19 protein-coding genes are annotated in these 25098 nt (G+C 39.7%); 2 read left to right on the top strand and 17 right to left on the bottom strand.

Annotated features, from left to right (window positions below):
* Nucleotides 1–250: 250 nt before the first annotated feature.
* Nucleotides 251–1234, top strand: coding sequence for a polyprenyl synthetase family protein (locus tag JOC31_RS02245; protein WP_205016582.1), 984 nt, complete (start codon nucleotides 251–253; stop codon nucleotides 1232–1234).
* Between the two features lie 258 nt (nucleotides 1235–1492).
* Here JOC31_RS02245 and cydC read toward each other — a convergent pair whose 3' ends face one another.
* The 17 genes from cydC to JOC31_RS02160 form a co-directional block, all read right to left on the bottom strand.
* The gene (gene cydC / locus JOC31_RS02240; RefSeq protein ID WP_205016581.1) at nucleotides 1493–3250 is read right to left on the bottom strand and encodes a thiol reductant ABC exporter subunit CydC; all 1758 of its coding nucleotides are present in this window, start codon (nucleotides 3248–3250) and stop codon (nucleotides 1493–1495) included.
* On the bottom strand, nucleotides 3243–4961 hold the full coding sequence (gene cydD / locus JOC31_RS02235; RefSeq protein WP_205016580.1) for a thiol reductant ABC exporter subunit CydD: 1719 nt from the start codon (nucleotides 4959–4961) through the stop codon (nucleotides 3243–3245). The genes cydC and cydD overlap by 8 nt, the downstream gene beginning before the upstream one ends.
* Entirely contained in the window at nucleotides 4951–5979 is a 1029-nt protein-coding gene (cydB, locus tag JOC31_RS02230) for a cytochrome d ubiquinol oxidase subunit II (protein WP_205016579.1), read from the bottom strand. Before cydB ends, cydD begins: the two co-directional genes overlap by 11 nt.
* Nucleotides 5976–7406 (bottom strand): cytochrome ubiquinol oxidase subunit I, encoded by a 1431-nt coding sequence (locus JOC31_RS02225; protein WP_205016578.1) that lies wholly within the window; start codon nucleotides 7404–7406, stop codon nucleotides 5976–5978. The genes cydB and JOC31_RS02225 overlap by 4 nt, the downstream gene beginning before the upstream one ends.
* Nucleotides 7407–7647: 241 nt before the next feature.
* Nucleotides 7648–8856: an NAD(P)/FAD-dependent oxidoreductase gene (locus JOC31_RS02220; protein WP_205016577.1), complete on the bottom strand. Its 1209-nt coding sequence runs from the start codon at nucleotides 8854–8856 to the stop codon at nucleotides 7648–7650.
* 13 nt (nucleotides 8857–8869) lie between these two features.
* A complete protein-coding gene (locus JOC31_RS02215) occupies nucleotides 8870–9769 on the bottom strand; it encodes a prenyltransferase (protein ID WP_205016576.1) in 900 nt (299 codons plus the stop codon).
* Nucleotides 9770–10080: 311 nt separating this feature from the next.
* Nucleotides 10081–11424 carry a DEAD/DEAH box helicase gene (locus JOC31_RS02210; protein WP_205016575.1) on the bottom strand — a complete coding sequence of 448 codons (1344 nt, stop codon included), beginning with the start codon at nucleotides 11422–11424 and terminating at the stop codon, nucleotides 10081–10083.
* 156 nt (nucleotides 11425–11580) lie between these two features.
* Nucleotides 11581–12582 carry a phospho-N-acetylmuramoyl-pentapeptide-transferase gene (mraY, locus tag JOC31_RS02205; RefSeq protein WP_205016574.1) on the bottom strand — a complete coding sequence of 334 codons (1002 nt, stop codon included), beginning with the start codon at nucleotides 12580–12582 and terminating at the stop codon, nucleotides 11581–11583.
* A gap of 1 nt (nucleotide 12583) precedes the next feature.
* On the bottom strand, nucleotides 12584–14848 hold the full coding sequence (gene pbp2x, locus JOC31_RS02200; RefSeq protein WP_205016589.1) for a penicillin-binding protein PBP2X: 2265 nt from the start codon (nucleotides 14846–14848) through the stop codon (nucleotides 12584–12586).
* Complete coding sequence (gene ftsL / locus JOC31_RS02195) at nucleotides 14848–15177, bottom strand: cell division protein FtsL (protein WP_205016573.1); 330 nt, start codon at nucleotides 15175–15177, stop codon at nucleotides 14848–14850. Before ftsL ends, pbp2x begins: the two co-directional genes overlap by 1 nt.
* A gap of 11 nt (nucleotides 15178–15188) precedes the next feature.
* On the bottom strand, nucleotides 15189–16139 hold the full coding sequence (gene rsmH, locus JOC31_RS02190) for a 16S rRNA (cytosine(1402)-N(4))-methyltransferase RsmH (RefSeq protein ID WP_205016572.1): 951 nt from the start codon (nucleotides 16137–16139) through the stop codon (nucleotides 15189–15191).
* 99 nt (nucleotides 16140–16238) lie between these two features.
* A complete protein-coding gene (locus tag JOC31_RS02185; protein WP_205016571.1) occupies nucleotides 16239–17489 on the bottom strand; it encodes a glutamate-5-semialdehyde dehydrogenase in 1251 nt (416 codons plus the stop codon).
* A gap of 8 nt (nucleotides 17490–17497) precedes the next feature.
* Nucleotides 17498–18298 carry a glutamate 5-kinase gene (proB, locus tag JOC31_RS02180; RefSeq protein WP_205016570.1) on the bottom strand — a complete coding sequence of 267 codons (801 nt, stop codon included), beginning with the start codon at nucleotides 18296–18298 and terminating at the stop codon, nucleotides 17498–17500.
* An 85-nt stretch (nucleotides 18299–18383) separates the two neighbouring features.
* Nucleotides 18384–20369 carry a transketolase gene (gene tkt, locus JOC31_RS02175; protein WP_205016569.1) on the bottom strand — a complete coding sequence of 662 codons (1986 nt, stop codon included), beginning with the start codon at nucleotides 20367–20369 and terminating at the stop codon, nucleotides 18384–18386.
* 381 nt (nucleotides 20370–20750) lie between these two features.
* Nucleotides 20751–21371 (bottom strand): hypothetical protein, encoded by a 621-nt coding sequence (locus JOC31_RS09830; RefSeq protein WP_239551624.1) that lies wholly within the window; start codon nucleotides 21369–21371, stop codon nucleotides 20751–20753.
* Between the two features lie 186 nt (nucleotides 21372–21557).
* Nucleotides 21558–22349: a pyruvate formate-lyase-activating protein gene (gene pflA, locus JOC31_RS02165; RefSeq protein WP_205016568.1), complete on the bottom strand. Its 792-nt coding sequence runs from the start codon at nucleotides 22347–22349 to the stop codon at nucleotides 21558–21560.
* Between the two features lie 348 nt (nucleotides 22350–22697).
* Nucleotides 22698–24029 carry a hemolysin family protein gene (locus JOC31_RS02160; RefSeq protein WP_205016567.1) on the bottom strand — a complete coding sequence of 444 codons (1332 nt, stop codon included), beginning with the start codon at nucleotides 24027–24029 and terminating at the stop codon, nucleotides 22698–22700.
* 150 nt (nucleotides 24030–24179) lie between these two features.
* Here JOC31_RS02160 and JOC31_RS02155 point away from each other — a divergent pair, with 150 nt between their 5' ends.
* Complete coding sequence (locus JOC31_RS02155; RefSeq protein WP_205016566.1) at nucleotides 24180–24965, top strand: ABC transporter ATP-binding protein; 786 nt, start codon at nucleotides 24180–24182, stop codon at nucleotides 24963–24965.
* Nucleotides 24966–25098: the final 133 nt, after the last annotated feature.

Genomic DNA, 25098 nt, shown 5'->3' with positions numbered 1-25098 from the left:
TAGTCATAAAAATAAGACAATAACCACGTAACGGCTACTGTCTTGATATTATTTTTTCGCTAAAAGCCTTGATAAGCTTGACAAATGGTAGAAAAAAGAGACCTGCGTATAATATCTTTTTCTTATCAAAGTCATAAATAAAAGCTATCACAAATAACTGTCTCTTCTCATTATTTTATGCAACCTATCTTTCGCAAAAAGAAGCATTTTAATGTAGAATAGAACTTAATAAGTATAAGAGGAGATTATTATGCCGTCCTTTTGGAGCAAGTATTCCAACATGGAATCTAAAATTAACGCTGTCCAAGATATCATCAAAAATGAATTTACTATTCGAAATACCGACATTCAAGAGGCAATGCAGTCACTGACTTCCTCTGGCGGCAAGCAATTGAGACCTGCCTTTTTTCTTCTCTTTAGTCAATTTGGTGATAAAAATAAGGCTAAACCTGAAGAAACGCAGTTAAAGATTGCAGCGTCCCTTGAAGTACTGCACATGGCGACTCTCATTCACGATGACGTTATCGATGATTCTCCACTACGTCGAGGACAGGTCACTATTCAAAGTCAGTATGGCAAGGATATCGCCGTCTATACAGGTGATCTACTCTTTACGATTTTCTTTAAACTCATGCTGGAGACTATGTCTGACACTCCTTACATGGCAATTAATGCTAAGATTATGAGAAATATTCTACTAGGTGAACTGGATCAGATGAGCCTTCGCTTCAATCAGACACAGCATATACGCCAATACCTTCACGCTATTTCTGGAAAAACTGCTGCTCTCTTCAAGTTAGCTAGCCAAGAAGGAGCTTATTTTGGTGGTGCTAGTACAGAGATTATCCATCGCTCTGCTCGCATTGGGCACTCCATTGGAATGGCTTTTCAAATTCTAGATGATATCCTAGACTACACTGCCGACCCCAAAACCTTTAATAAGCCCATTCTAGAAGACTTAGCTACTGGTGTTTACAGCTTACCACTTCTGTTAGCCCTACAAAAAAATCCTGATAGTTTTAAACCACTCCTTGATAAAGAAAGAAATATCAGCGAGAGTGAGTGTCGTCAAGTAGCTCAGTTGGTTATCGATAATCAAGGCGTATCTGAAGCTCGAGAAATTGCCAAATGCTATACTCAAAAGGCTATCAATGACATCAAGAAGTTGCCTAATAACCCTTCTAAAAAGCTTCTGCTGAAACTCACAAACGAGTTATTGAAACGTCATATCTAAAAACTCAACAAGTCTTTATAACAAAAAGAAGTTAGCATCTAAAGCTAACTTTTCAGAACGTAGACAAACTCCTAAAAATATACAAAATTGAAGAAGTTTGCGAAAGATAGCAAGTTATTAAACTCTTAGAAACATTGATATTTCAGCGTTTCTGAGAGTTTTTTTTATTTTCAACATAAAGAAAAAAGATTGAAGAAAATTGTCCAAAATGGACTTTTTCTTCAATCTGAGAAGTTAGCATCTAAAGATAACTTCTTTTTATGATATGCTTACCGTATCCTCACCATCATCAATACGTTTTAATTGACGATAGCGTTCATTGGTTTGAAGTAAGTCCTGAGGAGAGCCTGACATGGTCAACTTGCCCTTTTCAAGGAAAATAACTTGATCGACCATAGAAACGCCTTTGAGATGGTGTGTAACCCAAATGATCGTTTTACCATCTAAAGTTTTCATCACCGTATCTAATAAATCCATTTCTGTAATGGGGTCTAATCCTAGAGTTGGCTCATCTAGTAAAACAATCGGACAGTCCTGCAATAAAATTCTAGCTAATGCCATCCGATGACGTTCACCGCCTGAAAAACGTAACCCTGCCTCATCAACTAACGTTTCTAAACCTTTCGGTAGAGAAGAAACCATTTCTTTTAGCCCAACTTTTTCCAAGGCAGACCAGACCTCCTCAACACTAGCCTTTTCATTACCAAGTCTAACATTGTTAAGGATGCTCGTGTTAAAAAGATAAGGTGATTGTTGGATAACAGAAATCATATCAGAAATAGTCTCACCAAAATCACTGATCTTATGACCATCAATCAAAACAGAGCCTTCCTGTGGAGCAAGGTCTCCTCGGATAAGAGTCAATAGAGTCGATTTTCCAGAACCACTTGGCCCTAATATAGCCAGTTTTTGACCTTGTGGAATCACTAGACTCAGCTGATTTAAAACAGACTTATGCTCATAGCTAAAACTAAGCTCATTGATCATAAGGTCAAATCTCTCTGGTACCTCCAGATGATTAGAGGTCGCATCAGTCGTTTGAGGTAGGTCGTTTAATCTCCTGATTGAATCTGAATAGGTCGTCACTTCCTGACTTGCTGTTGCCAATCCTGAAAAAATCTCACTGATTGGAAAAACTGCCAAAACAAAAGCGGCAATCCAATTCGCTGATCCACCGTGATTTCCGTGGAAGGTACTAGATGACCAAATCAAAACAAACAATACTAAAATCCCAAAGAAGGCATCTGTTAGGAAAGCACGTCTATTATTAAAGCGTTTGACTTTTGATTGGATTTCTTGTAATTTTGCTTCAGATTCTTCATGCTTTGTAACGTAGTCTTTTCCTCTCTGACTAAAAATCCAATCGGAGACACCTAAGACGTTATCTGTAACATCTCGATAGAGCTCAGCCTTCATTTCCTTCATCTGAGTTTCTCTTTCTCCATTGATAGACAAAGATAAGAACGGAACCACCAATAAAACAATAAGAAGATAGCCTGACACCAACAAGGCGAAACTCAAGGATACAAAACCGAGTAAAACAATAATACAGAAGTAGCAAATCCAAGCAATAATAGTGGGAAAAATTGTTCGCAGGTATAGATTTTGTAGGTAATTTATATCTTGCGATAAGATTCCCATAATATCGCCTAGTCTCACTCGATTTTTCAAAAAGACAGCATCTTGCTCTAGTGCTAAATAAAGTCTTTTCCGAAGCGACGATGTCATTTTCAAAACCCAATGGTGACTGGTCAATCTCTCTAGGTACCTAAACAAAGGTCTTCCTATCCCAAATGTTCTCGTTAAAACAATCGGAATGTAAACCAATAGGATATTACTTGGTAGCGAAGCTGATTTTGAAATCAAAAATCCCGAATTGAACATCAAAGCAACTGAACAAAAGAAGGTCAAAAATCCTAATGCAAGAGCTGTTACCAGTGCCACTTTATAACGTTTAAAGTAAGGAAGGACCCATTTATCCTTTTTTAATAACTGTATGATGGCTAATTTAGTCATGTCTTCCTCCCATTGCTGTTTTTAAACGGAAAAAGCTTGATTTGTTCTGCATCAGTTGTTCATAAGTCCCGTATTCAACAACCTGCCCTTTTTCCAAAACTAAGATAAGATTCATTTCTTTTAACCAATGAAGACGGTGTGTGGCAAAGATAACCAGATGGTCTTCCAATAAAGGCAGCATACGTTCTTTGATATCCAACTCCGTTTCAATGTCTAGGTGGGCTGTTGGCTCATCAAACAATAAAACCTTTCGTTTGGCATTGACCAAAATTCGAGCTAAGGCAATACGTTGAGCTTGGCCACCACTAAGAGGTCTTGCACCGTTTCCGATTTTGGTATCTAGACCGTCTGGTAATTCACTGAGCAACTCTTCAAGACCAACCATCTCAATCGCCTTCAAAATAGCCTCGTCGCTTACCCCTGGCGTATAGAAGGCAATATTATCTCTTAGCGACAGTTCAAAAATATAAGGTGATTGGGGAATGTATAGCAATTGCTTTTGCCAGTCTGTATGTCTCAAATGATTGACTTCTTGATGATTGACTTTAATAGAACCTGATTCAAGTGGTAAAAAACCTCCCAAGAGATTAACCAAAGTCGATTTTCCAGAACCACTCATTCCTACGATACCTATTTTTTGATAGCCTTTTATATGAAGATTGGTGTCCTCTAAGATTTTCTTGTCACCATAAGCCATACTAATCTGATCTAAATCAAGTTGGCTCTCTTCAGACCACTCTTCTAACTGTAAGCTATCGTCACTAAACTCCTCTTGGTTGAGGATGTCTTGAACTGCTTGAAAGGCATTTTTACCATCCAATGTCGCGTGATAATCGCTAGAAAACTGACGAATAGGTAAGAAATACTCTGGTGATAGGATCAAGACAGCAAGTGCTGGAAACAGAGTCATCTGTCCGTTAATCAAACGCAAACCAAGCATAACAGCAACAATCGCGATTGATAGTGTCGTGAAAAAGTCGAGGGCAAAGGTCGATAACATTCCAATTCGCAAAGCACTCATCGTTGCCTTTCTAAAAGCCTCACTAGTTCGGTAAATGCTTTTAGCATAGCGTTTGCTGAGACCTAGAAATCGTAAGGTATCGATTCCTCGTAATGAATCTAGAAAATGATTGGACAAACGCTGATATGAAGCATACTGCTTATCTGCCTTGGCTTGTGCAGCATAACCTAAAACAATCATAAAAATAATAATTAAAGGAAACACCAAAAATAGAATTAGCCCTGATTCCCAATCAAGATAGGCAATGACTAACAAGATTAACCACGGTGAAATGGACATGTTTATCATCTTACTTAAAATCAGATGAAGGTAATTTTCAATCAGACCTATCCCATCTAAAGCAAGGGTAATGATATTACCGCTTCCTTTTTCTTGTACTAAATGAGGTCCCATTCGAAAAACTTTTTGCAGCAGCAATTCTCTCGTCACCTTAGCTTGTTCTGCCGAAAATGCATCTAACCGGTGATCTTTTATCCAAGTCATCGCATGGCGGCCAAGATAAGACAGGATAAAACCAAGGATACTAATGGTGGCTCCAGAAAGCTCTTTTCCTTCCCACAACTGTGTGATGGATTGGCTTAAAAAAATAGCCTGTCCGATAATAAAGATTGCCTGAAGGAAATCAAGTCCTGCAAGCAATCCTAAAATATATTTGATACCAGACAAGCGTAAAATCGCTTTATCCAGCATGATGTCCTCCTGTTTCAATGGCAGGTAGTGAAATACGTTTTCTAAAAATGTAGTAAGCCCAAGCAGTGTAAGCTAATACAAATGGTACCAATGTAATTGCCACAATAGACATCACTGATAATGTATATGGAGATGATGACGCATTCTTAATCAGAAGGTCATAGCTTGAACTAATCGAACTAATCAAGACACGAGGGAAAATCCCTTGGAAAATGAGAACCACTAGGGCAACCAAGGAGAGTCCACTGGCTAAGAAAGCTGATAACTCACGTTCTTTAAATAATGAAACATGCGCAAAAACAGTCAAGCAGACAATGACAAGCACTGCTACAAGTGTCCCTAAGAGATGTACTTGGAAAAAGTCCGTCTTGAAATAAAGCAAGACAGCAAATACAACCAATCCCACATAAAGAATCCAGTAAAAGAGTTGTGCATAATTGCGTGCTCTATCACGAACAGGACCTTCTGTTTTTAAGCTGATGTAATTCAAACCGTGAAGGTAAGACATCAGAACCAAAGCAACGCCCCCAACAACTGAAAAGAGGTTGAAGTAGTCAGTAAAGTGTGCAGACATATTCCCTGAAGCATCCAGAGGCATCCCTTGAATCATGCTAATAAACATCACTCCAAAAAAGAAAGGAACAATCAAGGAGCCAATCGTCAAGGTCCAATTCCAAAGTTGTTTTTGTGACTGAGGAACCTTATGACGAAATTCAAATGATACGCCACGGATAATCAAGCCAAACAAAATAACCAACAAAATAAGATAGTAGCCACTAAATAGGGAAGCATACCAATAAGGGAAAGAAGCAAACATTGCTCCACCACCAGTCAAAAGCCAGACTTCATTTCCATCCCAAACAGGACCTATGGTTGATACAATCTGATCTTTTTCCTGTTCATTTCGAGCAAGTGACTGAACTGCCATTCCTACTCCAAAATCAAAACCTTCTAGGAAAAAGAAACCTGAAAAGAGAAGCCCTACCAAAAAGAACCAAAAGAATTGTAATCCACTCATAAAAATGCCCCCTTATCAAACGGATCCAGTGATGCTGCAATCGTTTCTTGCAATAACTGTTCTTCATTTTCTGGACCTTTTTTAAGCTCACGAACGGTCAAGCTAACCATCATCACGGCTAAGCCACTAAATAATAGGAAATAAACCGTATTAGAAATAAGTAATGAGGTTACTGATACATTTGGCGAAACACTGTCTTTAATCGTAAAGAGCCCATAAACTGTCCATGGGTAGCGCCCTTCCTCAGTAACAACCCAACCAAAGGTGTTGGCAAAAAATGGTGCAAAAGTTGTTAAACCAAGAATCCAAAGCATCCACTTATGGTTGTATAAAATCGGTTTTTTCTTTCTTGTCAGATAGAGTCCTAGGACAGAAACCCCAAACATAAGCGTACCAAAGGCAGCCATAATACGGAAACTATAGAAAAGAACATTTACCATAGGATAATAGTTACGTTTTCCGTACTTCTTAATCAATTCTTCGTTGACTGTATTCATACCATCAACCGAACCTGAGAGTTTATCATAAGATAAGATACTAAGCATATAAGGAATCTTAATACCAAAGACTTCCTCATGTTTAGCTTCATCAGCCCATGAAATCAAAGCCCAAGCTGCAGGGCTACCCGAATCCTCATAGTCACCTTCCATGGCAGCAAATTTCATCGGCTGATCTTCAATCAAAGCCTTCATCTGCAAATCACCAACTCCCATAACAGAGATAGATCCAAGAAGCGTTACCAACAAGCCGATACGAATAGATTTTTTGTAAATATCTTGTGCAAGATCAGATAGTTTATCTTTTTTCAACATCTGGAATCCTGCCAAACCAGCGACAACAATCCCTCCCATGGTGATAGCAGCTGTGATGACATGTCCATACTCATAGAAGAACTGCACATTTGTTATCAATGCTAGAAAGTCTACCATTTTAGCTCTGCCATTTTCGATAACATAACCAACAGGGTGTTGCATAAAGCTATTGGCAGTCAAAATCCACATAGCTGACATCAGCGAACCAAAGAAAACAAGCCAAATAAAGGTCGCGTGTAATTTCTTACTGATCTTTTTATTGTCCCATGTAAACATCCATAAGCCAAGGAAGGTTGATTCCATAAAGAAGGCCAACAAGGCTTCAATGGCTAGAGGGGCACCGAAAATATCACCAACAAAGCGTGAATAATCTGACCAGTTCATTCCAAATTGAAATTCTTGAATAATACCGGTTACCACTCCCACCGCGAAGCTAAGCAGCAGGATATTTCCCCAGAATTTCGTCATTTTTTTATAAACATCGTTTTTAGTTACAACATAACACGTTTCCATAATTGCTACGACAAGAGTGGTTCCGATGGTAAATGGAACAAAGAAATAGTGGAAAATGGTTGTCATTGCAAATTGAAAACGAGCTAAAGTTTCAATTGTCATAATCTCTCCTCTTTTATAGGATGTAGCTGATACTAATAAGCCTAAAACAAAGGTCTCTAACTCATTTTTATCAGCTTATCCACTTAGCCAAGTAGCTGATCATTCATCTACTTGATCACACAATTACTAGAATTTCAAAATCAATGTAGCGATTGTGCATTTTAGTATTGTATCCTTATCAGAAAAAATAAGATAGTATTTGGCGAAAACCTCTCAGCTCTCCTTCTATCCTACATCACTCTTAATGATAAAGGTCAAAGCGTCCACGCGCCAAAAGCTCTTTGAGGCCACCAATATCTAGAAGAGATTTGTTCATAATCACTTTTTTCAAAACAGAAGCAGGATAACCCTTCAATGCTGCTGGTCCAACCTCACCCAAAGCATGGGTATTACCAACAGAAGCCACTGTCCCTTGAGAGGTATAACTAAAATCTTCTGGCTCTTCACCTTTCAATTGACGCGCTAAGTTTTTACCTACATGAGCTCCCATTCGTGTCGCAATTTGAGCCGTTGTTGGATAAGGGCGATTTGTTTCCGGATCCATAAAGGCTGAGACGTCACCAACGACATAAACATTTGGATGGTCTGGATCACGCAAATCATTGGCAACAACCACTCGACCACGGCGTTGATTGAAGCCAGATTCAGCCATAACAGGACTTCCACTAACTCCAGTCGTCCAGATAATTGTTTCTGCTGAGATAGTTTGCAACTCTTGTGCATCTTGTCCCTGCGCATAAACCACTTCTCCTGGTTTAATTTCTTTAATCATAGAACCAAGCATCAATGTGATACCTAATTTTTCAATTAACTCTGTACCGTATTGCGCCAATTCTTTCTTAAACATCGGTAAAATAGATGTCGCTGCTTCCACACAGATAATTTCAATCTCTTCTGGACTGACACCTGCCAACTCCGCGTATTTTTTACGCTCATCAACAAAGGCACCAGCTAACTCGATACCTGTAAAACCAGCGCCACAAATCAACAAACGGAGATAATTACGATCTTTTGTTTCACGGTATTTTGTCATTGTCTTAACAATATGATTGTGAATAGCTTCGGCAGTATTGACATCAACCATTTGAAGAGCATTCTCCTGCGCTCCTGTAATACCAAACGTTTCTGAACAAAAACCTAGTGCCACTACCAAATAATCATAATGCAAATCACTGGTATTAGCCAAGCTAACTGTCTGACTGGAACGATCAACCTTTGTTACAGAATCTTGAATAAAAGTTACTTTTTTTAGATTCAAAACATCCTTGATCGGATATGATATTTTTTCGCGGGGTTGTGAACCTGAAGCAACTTCGTGTAGTTCGGTTGCTTCGTAATGATAATCATTGCGATCCACTAAGATAATGTGAAAATCACCAGATTCTTTCTGCAATTTTCTTACTGCTTTTAAGCCAGCATAGCCAGCTCCTAGTACGACAACTTCTTTCATGTGATTCTTCTCCTTACATCATGAGTCCAAGTGCAAAAGTAATAACGTAAATGGTTGATCCTAAAGCTAAAATCTTAACAGCTGCACTGAAGGTTTCTGCTTTTACTTGCTTATTCCAAAGCAATCGCGTCTGCTTAATAACAAAAGGAATCATGACCAAACTCCATAATACAGTAGATGGTGCTAATCCTAAACAATATTGTAATGGGATAGCCATAACTGCTAGTACATTGGTCAGTGCAAAAAGATACAAACCACCTTTCACCCCTGTATAATGTACCAATGTGTAGCGATGATTTTTCTCATCCTCTTCCTTATCGCAAAGGTTGTTGGCTAACATCAAATTTGAAATCCATAGTGTACATGGCAAGGAAATTAAAAAGACTTCCATCACTGAGTACCAGTTCCAATCAAATACAGTGTGAGTATTAATGAAAACAGTAATCAAACAGATCATAAAACCCATTGTCACGCCTGAAAAAATCTCACCTAAGGGCAAACTAGACAAAGGTCTAGGTCCAGCCGAATACAAAACTCCAACTGCAAAACAAAAGAGCCCCAAATAGAGTAATGACAGCCCTACCACATATACTATAAGTAATCCTATCAAAGCTGATGATATAAACATGGCTGCCAACAACCACTCTAACTGCCTTAATTTTAGCCCTTCTCGTCCAATGATGTTTGTTTGTTCCAGGTAATCGTTATCATGAGCATTTTTATAATCTTGATAATTATCCCAAACGTCAACAAACATATTAAATAAAATCATTGCCACAAAAAAAAGTAGGGCCAAAAGAGGCTGTATCGTCCCATACATAAAATAGGAATAGCATAAACCTACTAAAAACGGTAAAATACTAGCCGTTTTTGCCTTTATTTCTACTAACTCCAGAAAAACTGGAAATGTCATCACATCACTCCTCGCCTATGAACATTAACTACATCATTATAGAGCAAAACAATGAAATTTCAAACTATTTCGATTATTTTTTACAATTCATATGTTAGCGTTATATAAAACGCTTTCTCATCAAATTATTATCTTATTTTCTCTATTTTATACAAAATGAGATTTACACTAATAAAAATAAAAAGCAGTACTCAAGATATCCCTATCTCAAATACTGCTTTCATGTAACAGTCAGTAAAGGCTAGCTAGCTTCTGCTCTTTATTTAAAGTCTAAAACATAGACCCTTTAGACACTTACTAACCACTCAGCCTTAAAATGACTGTTTCTTAGCTTTACGTTCTGCACGTCCTTTTGCTCTCGCTTCAGCACGGCGCTCACGTTTACGTTTTTCATCAACCTTCCACTGAATTTTCTTCTTGTAGCCAGGTTTGATTTTTTTCTTTTTCTTCTTAACTAAACCGATCATCTCAGTATCTAGCTTCTTGTAAGATTTCTCACGATTAGCACGACGGTCACGATCGTAGGTATCTTGGATTTCACCATCTTTGACCACTTTTGGTACAAAGGCTACGCCCAATTTCTCAAGTTCACGGATATCTGAGTCATCACTAGGTTGGTAGAGGGTGATAGCTGTGCCTGACAAACCGTTACGTCCTGTACGACCCACACGGTGAACAAAGAATGAGAGATCCTGTGGAATAGCATCATTGATGACATGGCTGACACCCTCGATATCAATACCACGTGCCGCCAAGTCTGTCGCTACAATGTACTCGTAATCAAGATTTTTGACTTGGTTCATGATACGCTTACGTTCACGAGGAGGGATACCACCATGGATTTTAGCTACCTTGAGACCGTTGGAGACTAGGTAAGCATGCAAATCATCCGCACGTTCCTTAGTATTGACGAAAATCATAGCCAAGTAAGGATTGAGAATCTTAGATAATTGTAAAATCTGAGCATTCTTATCACGCCCTTTGGTTGAAATCAACCAGTTATCAATAGTATCTGCAATGACTGTTGACGTCTTGATTTTTTCCATGACAGGATTTGTCAGGTATTTCTTCAAGAATGGTTGTAATTTTTGTGGAATAGTCGCTGAAAAGACTAAGATTTGAACTTCTTTTGGCAAGCCAGCTGCAATCTTATCGACTGTATCTAGGAATCCCATATCCATAGTCATGTCAGCCTCGTCAACAACAAAAGTATGTGCCTTATGGATGTCAAGGTCACCTGATTGTACCAAATCATAGATACGGCCTGGTGTTCCGATAACAATATGAGGCTGTGCAACCTTTAGCTTCTCAATTTGACGGAGTTTATCTGTACCACCAACATAGTTGACCACACGAATTTCTGTTTCAGAGTGGTCTGCAATTTGCTTGGTCGCTTGATAAATCTGGGTTGCTAACTCACGAGACGGCGCTGTAATGACCACTTGAACGTCTTGCTTGCTTTCATCCAGTTTCTCAAAAATCGGTAATAAGAAGGTGTGTGTTTTCCCAGAACCTGTTTTGGATTCTCCCACCAAGTCACGCCCTGAACGTACCACAGGGATAAGCTTCTTTTGAACATCCGTTGGCTCTGTAAACTTGATTTCATCAAGAGCCTCTTGAATGTATTTTTTAAAATTAAAATCTTTAAATGACATCTTTTAGTATGGAACAACAGTCAGTCTCTTAGCTTTTTCGAACCATCGTTCCTATCCTTTTCTATAAATTGTTTCCCTCCCATTATACCATTAAAAGATAGGTTTTAGCAAAATGAAAAGAGTCAACAGTTAGAAAAACCGTTAACTCTAATCATCTTAAAGGTATAAAATAGCTAAGGCAATAGCTGAGCAAACAAGTCCTACTGTCCAAAGAAAAGCATCTACCTTCCATTCAGACCACTTCTCAGACTTCCCTGACAAGCCACCTAATTCCAAATGGTGATGGAATGGTGTCATTCTAAAAATACGTCGTCCTTCACCATATTTTTTCTTAGTGTATTTGAAATAAGACACCTGCATCATAACTGATGCTGTTTCAAAAACATAGACAAATCCAATAAGGAGTAGCGTCCACTCAACACGTAAAGCGATTGAAATAGCTGCCAACATAGCTCCCAATGCCAATGAACCCACATCTCCCATAAAGACCTTGGCAGGCTTATGGTTGTAGACAAAGAAACCTAAGAGAGAGCCGATCATTGTCACGATAAGCATTAAAACATCAAATTGTTTTTGGTGAAAAGCAATTACACCATATGCTAAGAGGCTAATCACAACTGATATAGACGCAAGCCCATCAATACCATCTGTTAGATTGACCGCATTTGAAAATCCAACAACCCAAAACAAAACAAAGAAAAGGTAAAGAATGCCAAGCTGCAAATGGAAACCAAATAGATTAAGTGAGCTTGTTCCACTTGGAGCAACATGAACAAAGTAAAACACTAAGCCCGCAATAATTTGAAGAACCATTTTTTGCCAAGGTTTCAAGCCTTCATTGATTTGTTTGAAAATCTTCAAGAAATCGTCTAAGAAACCAATGACACCATAGATGATAATCACTGATAATATCCCAATGATCACGCCTCCTTGACCAATTGGCATCAAGAAAGAATCAACGGCAGATACAAGAACAGCTACTAAAAGAAAGACTGTTCCACCCATGGTTGGGGTTCCTGCTTTGGCTAAATGTTGCTTGACATCTTCGTGCATTTGCTGACCACCAATTTTTTTCAATTGATAGTAGCGAATAAAGTATGGCATAGTCAGAGTGGTTAAAATAAAGGCTACTATACCTGTAATAATACTAAAAAACATTTTAGTCTCCTATTGTTATTGTAATTTTAGAAACATTGTCCATGCTGGTACCTGCTTCTACGTTTTGTTTGGTCACTGTTCCTGATTTGGAGCCTTTGAAAGTAATCTTTTTACCGGTCCATTTGGCAAAGGTTTCTACATTTTCTTTCGTCCAACCATACATATCAGGAAGTGTTTCTAACTTATCTGTTAGCAATAAAACTTGTTGGTTAGGAGCTAGATTGCTACCTTCTTTCACTGATACCTTGGTAATTTCATTTCCTGTACCGACAAGAACAGGGTGAACCAGATTGCGACGAAGTTCTTCTGTAACAGCTCCTGGAGCTTCTCCAACAATTTTTGAGAGCTTATAAGAAGTCGTCTTAGAAATATCTTGTTTGTTTGCTGAGCTGTCAGCAGTAAGGCTATCTTTCATCAACATAGCTTCTTCTAGAACAGGATTAACGACATCTGCAAAGAAAGTACCTGACCAATTTTCCGGTTGTTGGACTGTCACATACATGATAAAGTCTGGGTCATCCGAAGGGACCATAGCAACAACAGAATTCAGGGTTTGATTTTTTCCTGTGATATAACCACTACCATCTTCAGCTGCAATCTGCGCTGTACCAGATTTAACCGCTACTGAGTAATCCCCAACCTGAATAATAGGTCCTCCGTTTGTCTTGCTGTACAAGGTACCAAAGTAAGGATCTGTACCAACTGTAACCATGTAATCACGGGTCTGACTCGCAGCTGATTTTGATACTGGATGGCCCACGACTTCTTTACTAGCTACACGGCGTGAATCGTTATTGGTATCCACAATCTGTGAAATAAACTGCGGTTCGAGCATAGTACCGTTATTTGAAATGGCCGTAAAGGCACGGAGCATCTGAGTCTGAGTCACACTAATCCCTTGACCAAAGGAAGATTGCGCTGTATTAACAGAGTTATCAGAAATAGAGCCTGACGTCTCATCGTTCATTCCAAAACGCGTCGGATAACCAAAGCGATACAAGGAGAGATAGTTAGACCAAGTTGAATCTCCCATGGCCTGCTCAAGTAGAGTCATTCCAACGTTTGAAGAATAGGCAAAACCTTGAGCATAGGTCATGGTTTGTCCTGTTGAACTACCATCATTAAGAGACCAGTCGTTGATGGTTACATCAGACACCTGAACACCGTTCACGTTTGAGTAAGTGGCGTTAGGATCGAAGGTTCCATTGTCAATCGCAGCAGCTAACAACATAACCTTCATTGTAGATCCTGGTTCATAATTGGATTGATAAAGAAGAGTTGACCAATCTTTTAAATCTGACAAGCCTTCTTGAGTATCTGAATTATAAGTAGGTCTTTGTGTTGTTGCTAGAATTTCACCTGTCTTCGCATTAACGACAGTAGCAGATGCGTTGACACCATTAGCTTCTCCTTGGAAGACATCCATTTGAGTTTCAAGGTAAGTCTGTAAAGTGGCATCTAAAGTCGTGTAGATATCCTTACCATTGATAGCCTTTTTATCTACTTTTCCAGTCCCTAAGAGGGTATTGCCATTCTTATCAATCTCATAGGTCATGGTACCATCTGTACCTGATAAGAGTGAATTTAGAGAGGACTCTAAACCTGTAGTACCTGTAAAAATCTTTGTCTTATCTTTTTGCTCTTGCCATTGGGCTAGGCCAATAAATTGAGAAGCAAATGTTCCATTCGGATACATTCGACTGGTACTTGTTTCAAAGCCAACGCCCTTAATCTTAGCCTTGTCCAAAGCATCTTTCAAATTAGACATGCTACTATAACTCAAGCCTGACCCTTGTGTCCCAAACGAAACTTGGTAAACATTTTTAGTCTTCAGTTGCTTTAATACATAGTCTTTTTCCATCCCGAGTTGCTCATTAAAAATCTGAGCAATCGTATCATACTGCGAGTCTTGAACAAAGAGCTTTTCACCCGTCGAAGTAACATAAGAGGTATCAACGACGGCGTAAACACTATACGTTGTTGAATCTTCAGCGATGACATTTCCATTTCTATCGTAAATGGTTCCACGCTTGGCTGGAACGACTTCTGTCTTGGAATAGACAGATTTAGCCCCTTGAGATAAATTTACCCCAAACTTGCTATCAGTTCCAATAATAATCGCAAAATTGATAACAAAGACAAAGAAGATAAAAACAGCAAGTAACATTAAGTTTTGTCCAACATGCTTCCTATTATCAGCAGGACTCTTTCTGTCTTTGACAACAAAGTTCATAAAAGCCGTACGGATTTTTTTGAGGTATGACATCATTTATCGTCCACCTTTTGAATATTATCATTTTGAATAGAGAGACCTGCCTGACCTGCAATTTGTTTGATACGGTCAGCACGAGTCAACTCATTCACTTCTTGTTTGGCATTATTAAGAGCTGTTTCGGCATCGTTAATTTGATAATTGAGGTCAGTAATCTGTTGTTTCACTTCTTGATTACGGCTTTGCAGATAAACGAGACTCACTGCCATGGTAATTGCCGTAATGATGATGGCACCATAAAAGGCTTTCTCCAACCGACTTAACTGACGTATTCTATTAGATAGCGCTACTGCTACAGCTTGACTTCTCCTATCTCTTGGCATAGTAGTTCTCCTTAGATACGAACTTTTTTAGCTACTCTGAGTTTAGCAGAGTGAGCACGGTTATTGGCTTCTAGTTCCTCTTGGCTCGGCAAAATTGGCTTGCGGTTAACCAAGGCAATCTTCGGCTGCATATCATCCGGAATAAAAGGCAAGCCTTTAGGAACTTCCACCGTTGATGCTTCTTTGAACAGTTGTTTGGTCAAACGATCTTCTAATGAATGGAAGGTAATGACCGAAATGCGTCCGTCCAAGGCAAGTAAGTCAAGAGCCTGCTGAATAGACTCATCTGCAGCACCTAGCTCGTCATTGACCTCGATACGAATGGCTTGGAAAATCTGTTTGGCTGGATGCCCTTTTTTCTTGAGCTCCTTGGCTGGTTTAGCGGACTTGATAAGCTCTGCTAATTCAGTCGTTGTCTCAATTGGTTTGACCTTGCGAGCCTCTTCAATTTTACGAGCAATTTGTTTTGAAAACTTATCCTCACCGTATTTGAAAAAGATACGCACCAAGTCATGATAGTCATAGCTATTGACCACATCGTAGGCTGTCAAGCTAGCTTCTCGGTTCATTCGCATATCCAGTGGTGCATCTTTTTTGTAAGAAAAGCCACGCTCACGCTCATCGAGCTGAGGACTAGACACGCCCAAATCATAGAGAATCCCATCAATCTCAGTGACACCAAGTGCCGATAAGTTTGACTGTAGATTTCGGAAATTATCCTTGATAAAGGTCACCATGCCTCTATCAATATAGTCTTTTAGTTTAATCTGAGCATTATCAATCGCTTTTTGGTCTTGGTCAAAACAATAGAGATGACCGTTTTCTGATAATTGTGATAATAAATAGGACGAGTGCCCTGCACCACCGAGTGTCGCATCTACATAAATACCATCCGGCTTGATATCTAGCATGTCAACCGTCTCGTGCAAGAGCACCGTCACATGATGAAATTCATTTGTCATAAGGTTCATTATACCATAAATCTACGTTATCTGTCTTAAGGTGTAAGCCACAGAGCATGAAAAAAATCTGACTTTGATTACCAAAATCAGATGACTTTCTTATCCTCTGGTTTGCCCGTTACCGTTAATGTAAAATTTAGTTGATGTCAAAGCTTCCAGTCCCATAGGTCCACGCGCATGCATTTTTTGCGTTGAGATACCAATCTCTGCACCCAGACCAAAGACAAAACCGTCTGTAAAGCGTGTGGATGCATTGACATAAACCGCCGCGGCATCCACTTGGTCTTGGAAACTTTCTGCTCTTTCAATATCACGTGTGACAATGGCTTCACTATGGTGAGTCGTGTAAGTATTGATCCAATCAATTGCCTCCTGAGAGGAAGAGACTACCTTGACAGACATGATATAGTCTAAAAATTCGGTCGCAAAGTCTTCTGCTGTCGCTTTCCTAGCATCTGGCAAAAGAGCTAGCGCTTTATCGTCTGCACGAAATTCAACAGGTTGGACAGCCTTCAGAGCCTTATCAAGAGCTGGTAAGAATGCCTCTGCAATCGTCTCATGGACCAAAAGGCTTTCTGCAGCGTTACAAACACTTGGACGTTGCGTCTTGGCATTGATGACAATCTTAATCGCCATGTCAAGGTCGGCAAACTCGTCAACGTAAATGTGAACATTGCCGACACCCGTCTCAATCACAGGCACCTTGGACTTCTCCTTGACCGTGTTGATCAAGCGAGCACCACCACGTGGAATAAGAACATCCACATAATCCACAGCCTGCATCAGCTCCTCAGCCACTTCGTGTGACGTATCCTCAACCAATTGCACCACATCAGGAGTGATACCCGCATCTTCCAAAGCCTTACGAATAACACTAACCAGAGCTTTATTGGAATGAATGGCATCACGCCCGCCACGCAAAATAATCGCATTATTAGTCTTGAAAGCTAGAGAGAAAGCATCTACCGATACGTTGGGACGGCTTTCAAAAATCATAGCAATAACACCAAGCGGTACACGTTTCTGAACAATCTTGAGACCATCAAGATTAGTATAGCCTCGTACCACCTGTCCAATTGGGTCTTCCAAATCAGCAACCTGACGAAGACCTTCCGCTATCCCTTCAATCCGTTCTGAATTAAGCATGAGACGGTCAATCATAATAGCTGAAATACCATTGTCCTTGGCTGCAGCCAAGTCCTTGGTGTTTTCCTCGATAATGTAAAGGCGCTCTGCCACCAAACGTTTAGCTACCAAGGTCAAGAGAGCATTTTTCTCACTAGTTCTCAATTTAGCCAAATCTCGACTGGCAGCAACAGCCTTTTTCCCTAAAGTCTCAATATAAGTCATACACTACCTCACTTTTGTGAAAAGAGGGTTCCGATTTCTTCTCCCTCCAGTACACGTAAAATATCACGTGGATTGGCACCATTCATCAAAATCATCTCTCCTTGATTGTCAAAAACCATTTGAGCGGATTTGATTTTGCTCATCATGCCACCCGTTCCAAACTTAGAGCCTGCGCCACCTGCCGATGCCAAAATCTCCTCAGTGATTTCTGGAACATGGCTGCGCAGAACAGCATCATCATAGATAGTCGGATTTTTATCAAAAAGTCCGTCAATATCTGACAACATAATCAACAAATCTGCCTTGGTGATGCGAGCTACCACAGCTGACAAACGGTCGTTGTCTCCGAACTTGGTCTGGTGGTCCATCTCGTCAATGCTGACCGCGTCATTCTCATTAACAATAGGCACAATCCCCATACCAATCAAACTCTCAAAAGCATTGGTAACATTTGCCAAACTCTCTGGAAATACAACCACATCACGTGTTAATAAAATTTGACTGACCTTAGTCTGATAATGGGCAAAAATCTGAGAATAGAGGCTCATCATGGCAACCTGTCCTACACTTGATACCGCTTGCTGTTTGGCAAGGTCAGACGGTCTCTTGTCCAAATCAAGGACATTCAAGCCAAATCCCATAGCTCCTGATGAAACTAAAACCACTTCTTTGCCCTTATTCATCAAACTTGAAATGACAAAGGCTAGGTGGTCAATCTTCTCTAAATTGATTTTGCCACTTGCTAGAACAAGAGAACTTGTCCCAATTTTTATAACAATACGTTTTACATTTTCAAAATTTCGTTTCATAGAAAAATTATACAATAAAATATGAAGATTGGCACGATTTTATTCCAAAAAGAAAAGACTGAGTTTCCCCAATCTTTTCAACCGATTATAATGATTTATAAAGTTGGCTAGCATTGTCAACTGTGAAGCCGTATTCTTTGAAGATACGATCTCCAGGTGCTGATGCTCCCCAAGTGTCAATGGTGAGTGTTTTTCCGTTGAGACCAACATATTTACCCCAACCAAAGCTTGAACCAGCTTCGATAGCAAGGCGTTTGGTTACAGCAGCTGGAAGAATAGCTTCTTTGTATTCTGCTGATTGCTCATCAAAGATATTTTGAGCTGGCATTGAGACAACGCGAACGTGGATACCTTCTTCTGAAAGAGCTGCTTGTGTATCAAGAGCCAATTTCACTTCTGAACCTGTTGCAATCACGATACCATCAAGCTCACCCTTAGCTTCAGAAATGATGTAGGCACCTTTATTGATACCCTCTTCAGCCAAATCTTTTGTTCCTTCAAGAACTGGAAGGTTTTGACGTGTCAAAACAAGCATGGTCGGACGGTCTGTCTCTGCCAAGGCACGTTTCCAAGCCGCATTCGTTTCATTACCATCTGCTGGACGGATAACATTAAGATTTGGCATTGAACGAACACTTGCCAATTGCTCAACAGGCTCGTGAGTTGGACCATCTTCACCAACTGCAATTGAATCATGAGTCATGACATAAACTGTTGGCAAGCTTTGAAGAGCTGCCATACGAACAGCTGGAAGAAGGTAGTTTGAGAAGACAAAGAATGTTCCGCCATAAACACGTGTTCCACCGTGAAGAGCAATACCATTCATAGCTGCTGCCATAGCAAACTCACGCACACCAAACCAAATATTGCGTCCAAGATAGTTATCTGGTTGGAAATCAGATTCTTCCTTAACCATAGTATTATTTGAGGCTGAAAGGTCAGCTGAACCTCCCCAGAATGATGGTACTTGCGCTGAAATTTGTTGGATAGCTGACTGGCTTGACACACGGCTAGCGACAGCTGTACCAAGTTCGTGAGCATCAAGTGTCACTTCAATTGGTTGACCCGAGAAAGCTGCCTCATACTCAGCCGCCAACTCTGGATAGGCTGCCTTGTAGGCTTCAAAACGTTCTGTCCAAGCATCTTCTTCCTTAGCTCCACGCTCTTGAATGCCTGCTGCAAAACGCTCTGTTACTTCTGCAGGAACAGTGAAAGCTGGATAGTTATATCCGTAAACTTTCTTAGCGTGATCAATACCTTCTTGACCAATTGGAGCACCGTGAACAGCTGAAGTTCCTTGACCTTTAGCACCGTAACCAATGATGGTCTTGACTTCGATGATTGATGGTTTTTCTGTCTCAGCTTTAGCAGCCTCGATAGCGGCAGCAATTGCTTCCAAATCATTGCCATCTTTAACCAAAATATGTTGCCATCCATAGGCTTCAAACTTAGCTTTGACATCCTCAGTGAAGGCCATAGAAGTTGATCCATCAAGTGAAATATCATTTGAATCGTAAAGAAGGACCAACTTACCAAGTTTCAAGTGACCAGCAAGACTAGCAGCTTCTTGAGAGACACCTTCCATCAAACAGCCATCTCCGTTAAGGGCATAAGTGTAGTGGTCAACAATCTCAAAATCAGGCTTGTTAAACCTAGCTGCCAAGTGAGCTTCTGCCATAGCCATACCAACAGCATTAGCAATCCCTTGACCAAGAGGTCCTGATGTTGCCTCAACACCATCAGTATGATTGACTTCTGGGTGTCCTGGTGTTTTTGAACCCCATTGACGGAAGTTCTTTAAATCATCCATTGAGACATCATAGCCTGATAAATGTAAAAGGCTATAAAGAAGGGCTGACCCGTGCCCTGCTGACAAAACAAAGCGGTCACGGTTAGTCCATGTACGACCAGTCTTTGGATTGACCTTCATAAATTGATTCCAAAGCACATAAGCCATAGGTGCTGCACCCATTGGAAGACCAGGGTGACCTGAATTTGCTGCTTGAATCGCTTCAATTGAAAGCGTACGAACAGTATTTACTGCTAATTGATCAATATTATCAAATGCCATGATATCTCCTTTGAATATCTGTAGAAAAAATTTGAAAACAACTATGAAAAACATAGTATTTTCAGCGAAACTGATTTCATTATATCACATTTTCAGAAAAATAGGAAAGGTTTTCAAAACTCAGAAAAAAGACCCAAAAGGTTCTCTCAGGGTTACAGAGGAAGCGATTAAAGACAACTTTCTACCTCTGAAAATAACTAAAAACTACTCTCATCAGGATGACAGTAGCTTGAATATCGTATGAAGTCACATTTGACTTTTGTGCTCAACTGATAGTTCTAAACATTCGCAAGAAATCACTGATTTCCTTACAAAGAGTATCAAGGCGAGATTTTTTACATAAAAGGATTGGTAGGAGTTTTTAAAGCCTAACACCTTCACTCAATGGAGTGACTGCTCCTCGCTGGTCATCAGCAGACTGGTACTTTCTGAAAAAGATGTCATTTCAGAACTAACTAAACTCTCTACTTCTTCTGTCATTTGACGAAGGGCTTTCTTTGCTTGCACTTCTTCTGCTTGGCGTCTAAGCGCGGCCTTCTTTTCTCTGTTATCAAACCAATTTTGAATACGACTAGCCAAACGAATAGCACGTAAACCTCCGATGAGTAAACGATAGACAAAAACAATCACAGATTCTAGCAAAAGGAGGATTTCAATCACGATAACTCCCAAAAGACTCCATGCCATAAACAAGGTAATGAGTAGCTGAGAAAAAATCTTCTTTATATCACCTAGATGATTATTGTGCACAGCTAAGGTTTCCAAAAACAGATCTAAAATTCCCTGTAAAAGGCTAGACTTAACCCATTTATTGCCTTCTGGCGTCGTCTCTTCAGTACCCTTGGTCACCAAACTGGTCTTACCTTGACTATAAACCAAGACTTGATCCCCCTCTTTTGGGCTATAAGAAAAACACTCCATGCTAAGTTTTTTTAAATTGCCATCAGTATTGCCAAGATAAACCACGTCCGCTTCAATCTTTAAAACCATATAGGTTTGCATAGCTTTTCCTCCTTGCTTTCCAGTCAGCATACCAAAGATAAAAATCTCTGTCAAGTCAACAAAAGAGGTTGAAGCAACATCCAACCTCTTACAAAAATAATTTATAAGTAACGATAATGTTCACCCATTACTTGCTCTAAAGATATCCTGTAAAAATCAAGTAAAGGCTAACAGGTTATTATCAATCTACTTACTATGAACACGATTCATGTACTCCGTATAAGTTTCGGTGTGCATAAGATCTTTGGCATTTTGAACACGCTCTTTTGTCGGTGGTTTAACCCCTTCCAAAGGATAAGGAATTCCCAGCTCACGCCACTTAAACTCTCCCATTGTATGATAAGGTAAGATTTCAAACTTATCAACATTTTTCAAGGTTTTGACAAATTTCCCAAGAGCAATCAGGTGCTCATCAATATCCGTTAAACCAGGCACCAAGACATGACGAATCCAAACGGGTGTTCCTTCATCAGATAGATATTGAGCAAATTTCAAAATATTCTTGTTAGGTTGCTTAGTGACAAATAAGTGTTGCTTAGGGTCAATCTCTTTAATGTCTAAGAGAATCAAGTCTGTCACAGACAATAGTTTGTTCAGCACTTCATGATACTCCGGCGTATCTCTATAGGTAAAACCACAGGTATCCAAGGTACAATGAATCCCTAGCTTTTTAGCCTCCGTAAAAAGGGCAGTCACAAAATCAATTTGCAACATGGCTTCCCCACCTGAAACGGTGATTCCCCCCTTATCTCCCCAGAAATGTTTGTACTGAAGCGCCTCATTTAGCACATCCTCAACAGTTCTCTCCGTTGATTTATTCGTCTCCATCTCCCAAGTATCAGGATTATGACAATACTGACAGCGTAACTTGCATCCCTGCATAAAAACAATGAAGCGAACACCGGGACCATCTACTGATCCAAAACTCTCTGTTGAGTGCACCTGACCTGTTACCTGTTTGTAGTCAATTCCTGTCATAACAACCTCCTTGGAAACGTTTTACTTATTTTCATTATACACTTTTTCATTCCTAAAAAGCTAGTAAATAAAGCGAATTGCTAAATTCTATACTATAACATCCCTTAGGTATGTAGGCAAGGTCTTTAAAACTATCAGGTTATTATAGAACAGAAGCCGTAAAATAGAAAAATAATGAAACAAAGACAATTTCAAAGGCATTCATCAGTACTAAATCCCCTAAACCATGCAAGAAAAAGGCTAGGTCAACTAGCATTAATCGTTTTTTTACCATCCACTAGGTTTCAAAAATGAACAGATAACTAAAAAGAAGCTCAGGACTAGCCCCAGCTTCTTTTCGATGACTGATTAGATTTCCTCAAGGTTGGGGATATCCGTCATGATAACTTTCAACTTAGTCACACGACCATCTTTGACCTTATCATTAATCAATTCAATTGATTTTCCATTACTTTCAACGGTAAACTCTTCTTTGACTTCTTGCGTTGGAATAGTACCCACTCCCGTCAAATAAAAACCAGCGATTGTATCAACATCATCACTTTCTAGCTCTGTTTGGAAATACTCATTAAAGTCATTCAAGGTCATAGCTCCCAAGACAATATAGGTCTGATCAGCAATTTCACGAACATCAACACTTGCCTTATCCGTCTCATCATCAATCTCACCAACAATCTCCTCAAGAAGATCCTCGAGAGTCACCAGACCTGCAACGCCTCCATATTCATCCAAAAGAATCGCCATCTGATTATGCGTATTTCGAAAAGCCTTCAAAAGATCATCGACAAAAATAGTTTCTGGAACAAAAAGTGGGTCCTGCATAATTCGTCTGAGACGGATATTTTCAAAACCTTGCTCAAATCCAGCTGTCAAAAGACGCTTGGTATGAAGTACGCCGATAACCTTATCTTTGTCGCCTTCATAGACAGGAATACGAGAGAAATTCTCCTTGAGAATTTTTTCGATGTTTTCTTGAGTATCATCCTCAATATCAATCATAAAAGCATCTGTCCGAGGTACCATTACCTCACGCGCCATCAATTCATCAAGTGAGAAAACCCCTTGAAGCATTTCAATCTCTTCTGCTGCCAATGTTTCTTCACTGTTTGTCAGCATGTACTCAATCTCATCACGCGTCATCTGCTCATCGGCATCGTCAAAGGTCATAGGTGTTATACGACTTAACAGATTAGTTGAAGCTGACAACAACCAGACAAATGGGCTAACCAGCTTACCAATGAAGATAACGATAGGAGCTGAAATAACCGCCAAGTTTTCTTTGAGATTCATAGCGATACGCTTAGGATATAACTCTCCCAAAACGATTGAAATATAGGTCAAAAAGACTAGTGAAATCACACTACCTGCTGTTTGAGCAGCTGCAGAATTACCTAACCAACCAGCAATAACATTTCCCAAGGAGGCAGACAAACTAGCCCCTTGTAAAAGACTGATAAAGGTGATACCAACCTGAATTGTGGATAAGAAATGATTCGGGTTTTCTAAAACACTTAAAAGACGACTGTATTTTTTATCCCCTTCTTCTGCTTTTTGTTCAACACGCGCACGGTTAAGCGACACCATCGCCATCTCAGAGGCTGAGAAAAAAGCATTTAACAAGGTTAGGATAAGTAATAGAACAAATTGTAACAATAAGGACTGACTGCCAGGGTCTTCCATTAGTATTCTCCATTCAAAAATAATATAGTGCTCATATTATAGCATATTTTTCAGCGATATTCTAAGAAAGACCTTGAAAAGCTCTCCTTAATTATCAAAACTTTCTGAAAATATGCTATAATAAAACCATCACACTAAAGGAGAAGCTGTATGAGCATTATTTCCATGACAGATGTTAGTCTAACAAGACAAGGAAAAACGCTACTCAAAAACTTGAATTGGCAAGTTGAAAGTGGGCAAACCTGGGCAATTTTAGGATTAAATGGCGCTGGAAAATCAACCTTGCTTAAGCTTATCATGGCAGAATTTTTCCAAAGTCAAGGCGATTTAAAAATCCTAGGCCATCACTTCGGTCACGGAGATATCACATCGCTCAGAAATCAGATTGGGGTCGTTTCTTCATTCATTACTGAGCGCTTACCCAAACATATGAAAGCTGAGAAAATTGTCCTAACGGGGAAATACAAGGCTTCTATACTGTACAAAGCTTATGGAGAGTCCGACCTACAAGAAGCCAAGGACATGCTCACTTCTCTCGGAGCAGGGGAACTTATCGGACGAGACTACCATAGTCTATCACAAGGAGAAAAGCAAATTGTTCTCGTTGCACGTAGCCTTATGGAAGCCCCTGCTATTATCATTTTGGATGAAGCCACTGTTGGCTTAGACCTCTTTGCACGTGAAAAATTGCTGCGCCAAATTGATAAGATTACAGAGCTTGATCATGCACCACTCGTTCTTTATGTCACCCACCACGCTGAAGAAATCACTGAAAAAATGACACACATCCTCCTCTTGAGAGAAGGAGAAATCGTTGCTCAAGGTAAAAAAGAGGACATCATCACGCCAGAAGTCTTAGCTGACTTCTATCAAAATCCTGTTCAAATCATACCGATTGATGAGCATCGCTTCTACATTAACCCACTCTTAAGTTAATCAAAAGAATACAAGGGATAAAATCAGTAATTCTAGCTTATCAGCAAGTCTCCAGCTCTAGCTACTGCGCTGAAACTATCTTATCTATCAACTCCTATACCTGCATAAGCTAACCATACTAAAACGAGTTTGA

It is taken from the genome of Streptococcus saliviloxodontae, assembly GCF_016908655.1.
Taxonomy (GTDB): domain Bacteria; phylum Bacillota; class Bacilli; order Lactobacillales; family Streptococcaceae; genus Streptococcus; species Streptococcus saliviloxodontae.
The sequence above is the reverse complement of the archived record's forward strand: the minus strand, read 5'-3'. Positions and strand labels throughout refer to the sequence as shown.

What these genes read in the sequence shown, in the direction of transcription:
- JOC31_RS02155 (WP_205016566.1), top strand. Translation starts at nt 24,180, where the DNA reads ATGAGCATTATTTCCATGACAGATGTTAGTCTAACAAGACAAGGAAAA.
- ftsL (WP_205016573.1), bottom strand. Translation starts at nt 15,177, where the DNA reads ATGCCAAGAGATAGGAGAAGTCAAGCTGTAGCAGTAGCGCTATCTAAT.
- JOC31_RS02160 (WP_205016567.1), bottom strand. Translation starts at nt 24,029, where the DNA reads ATGGAAGACCCTGGCAGTCAGTCCTTATTGTTACAATTTGTTCTATTA.
- cydC (WP_205016581.1), bottom strand. Translation starts at nt 3,250, where the DNA reads ATGACTAAATTAGCCATCATACAGTTATTAAAAAAGGATAAATGGGTC.
- JOC31_RS02185 (WP_205016571.1), bottom strand. Translation starts at nt 17,489, where the DNA reads ATGACTTATATTGAGACTTTAGGGAAAAAGGCTGTTGCTGCCAGTCGA.
- pflA (WP_205016568.1), bottom strand. Translation starts at nt 22,349, where the DNA reads ATGACAGGAATTGACTACAAACAGGTAACAGGTCAGGTGCACTCAACA.
- JOC31_RS02220 (WP_205016577.1), bottom strand. Translation starts at nt 8,856, where the DNA reads ATGAAAGAAGTTGTCGTACTAGGAGCTGGCTATGCTGGCTTAAAAGCA.
- cydB (WP_205016579.1), bottom strand. Translation starts at nt 5,979, where the DNA reads ATGAGTGGATTACAATTCTTTTGGTTCTTTTTGGTAGGGCTTCTCTTT.
- cydD (WP_205016580.1), bottom strand. Translation starts at nt 4,961, where the DNA reads ATGCTGGATAAAGCGATTTTACGCTTGTCTGGTATCAAATATATTTTA.
- proB (WP_205016570.1), bottom strand. Translation starts at nt 18,298, where the DNA reads ATGAAACGAAATTTTGAAAATGTAAAACGTATTGTTATAAAAATTGGG.
- rsmH (WP_205016572.1), bottom strand. Translation starts at nt 16,139, where the DNA reads ATGACAAATGAATTTCATCATGTGACGGTGCTCTTGCACGAGACGGTT.
- JOC31_RS09830 (WP_239551624.1), bottom strand. Translation starts at nt 21,371, where the DNA reads ATGCAAACCTATATGGTTTTAAAGATTGAAGCGGACGTGGTTTATCTT.
- JOC31_RS02225 (WP_205016578.1), bottom strand. Translation starts at nt 7,406, where the DNA reads ATGACAATTGAAACTTTAGCTCGTTTTCAATTTGCAATGACAACCATT.
- JOC31_RS02210 (WP_205016575.1), bottom strand. Translation starts at nt 11,424, where the DNA reads ATGTCATTTAAAGATTTTAATTTTAAAAAATACATTCAAGAGGCTCTT.
- pbp2x (WP_205016589.1), bottom strand. Translation starts at nt 14,848, where the DNA reads ATGTCATACCTCAAAAAAATCCGTACGGCTTTTATGAACTTTGTTGTC.
- JOC31_RS02215 (WP_205016576.1), bottom strand. Translation starts at nt 9,769, where the DNA reads ATGACATTTCCAGTTTTTCTGGAGTTAGTAGAAATAAAGGCAAAAACG.
- JOC31_RS02245 (WP_205016582.1), top strand. Translation starts at nt 251, where the DNA reads ATGCCGTCCTTTTGGAGCAAGTATTCCAACATGGAATCTAAAATTAAC.
- mraY (WP_205016574.1), bottom strand. Translation starts at nt 12,582, where the DNA reads ATGTTTTTTAGTATTATTACAGGTATAGTAGCCTTTATTTTAACCACT.
- tkt (WP_205016569.1), bottom strand. Translation starts at nt 20,369, where the DNA reads ATGGCATTTGATAATATTGATCAATTAGCAGTAAATACTGTTCGTACG.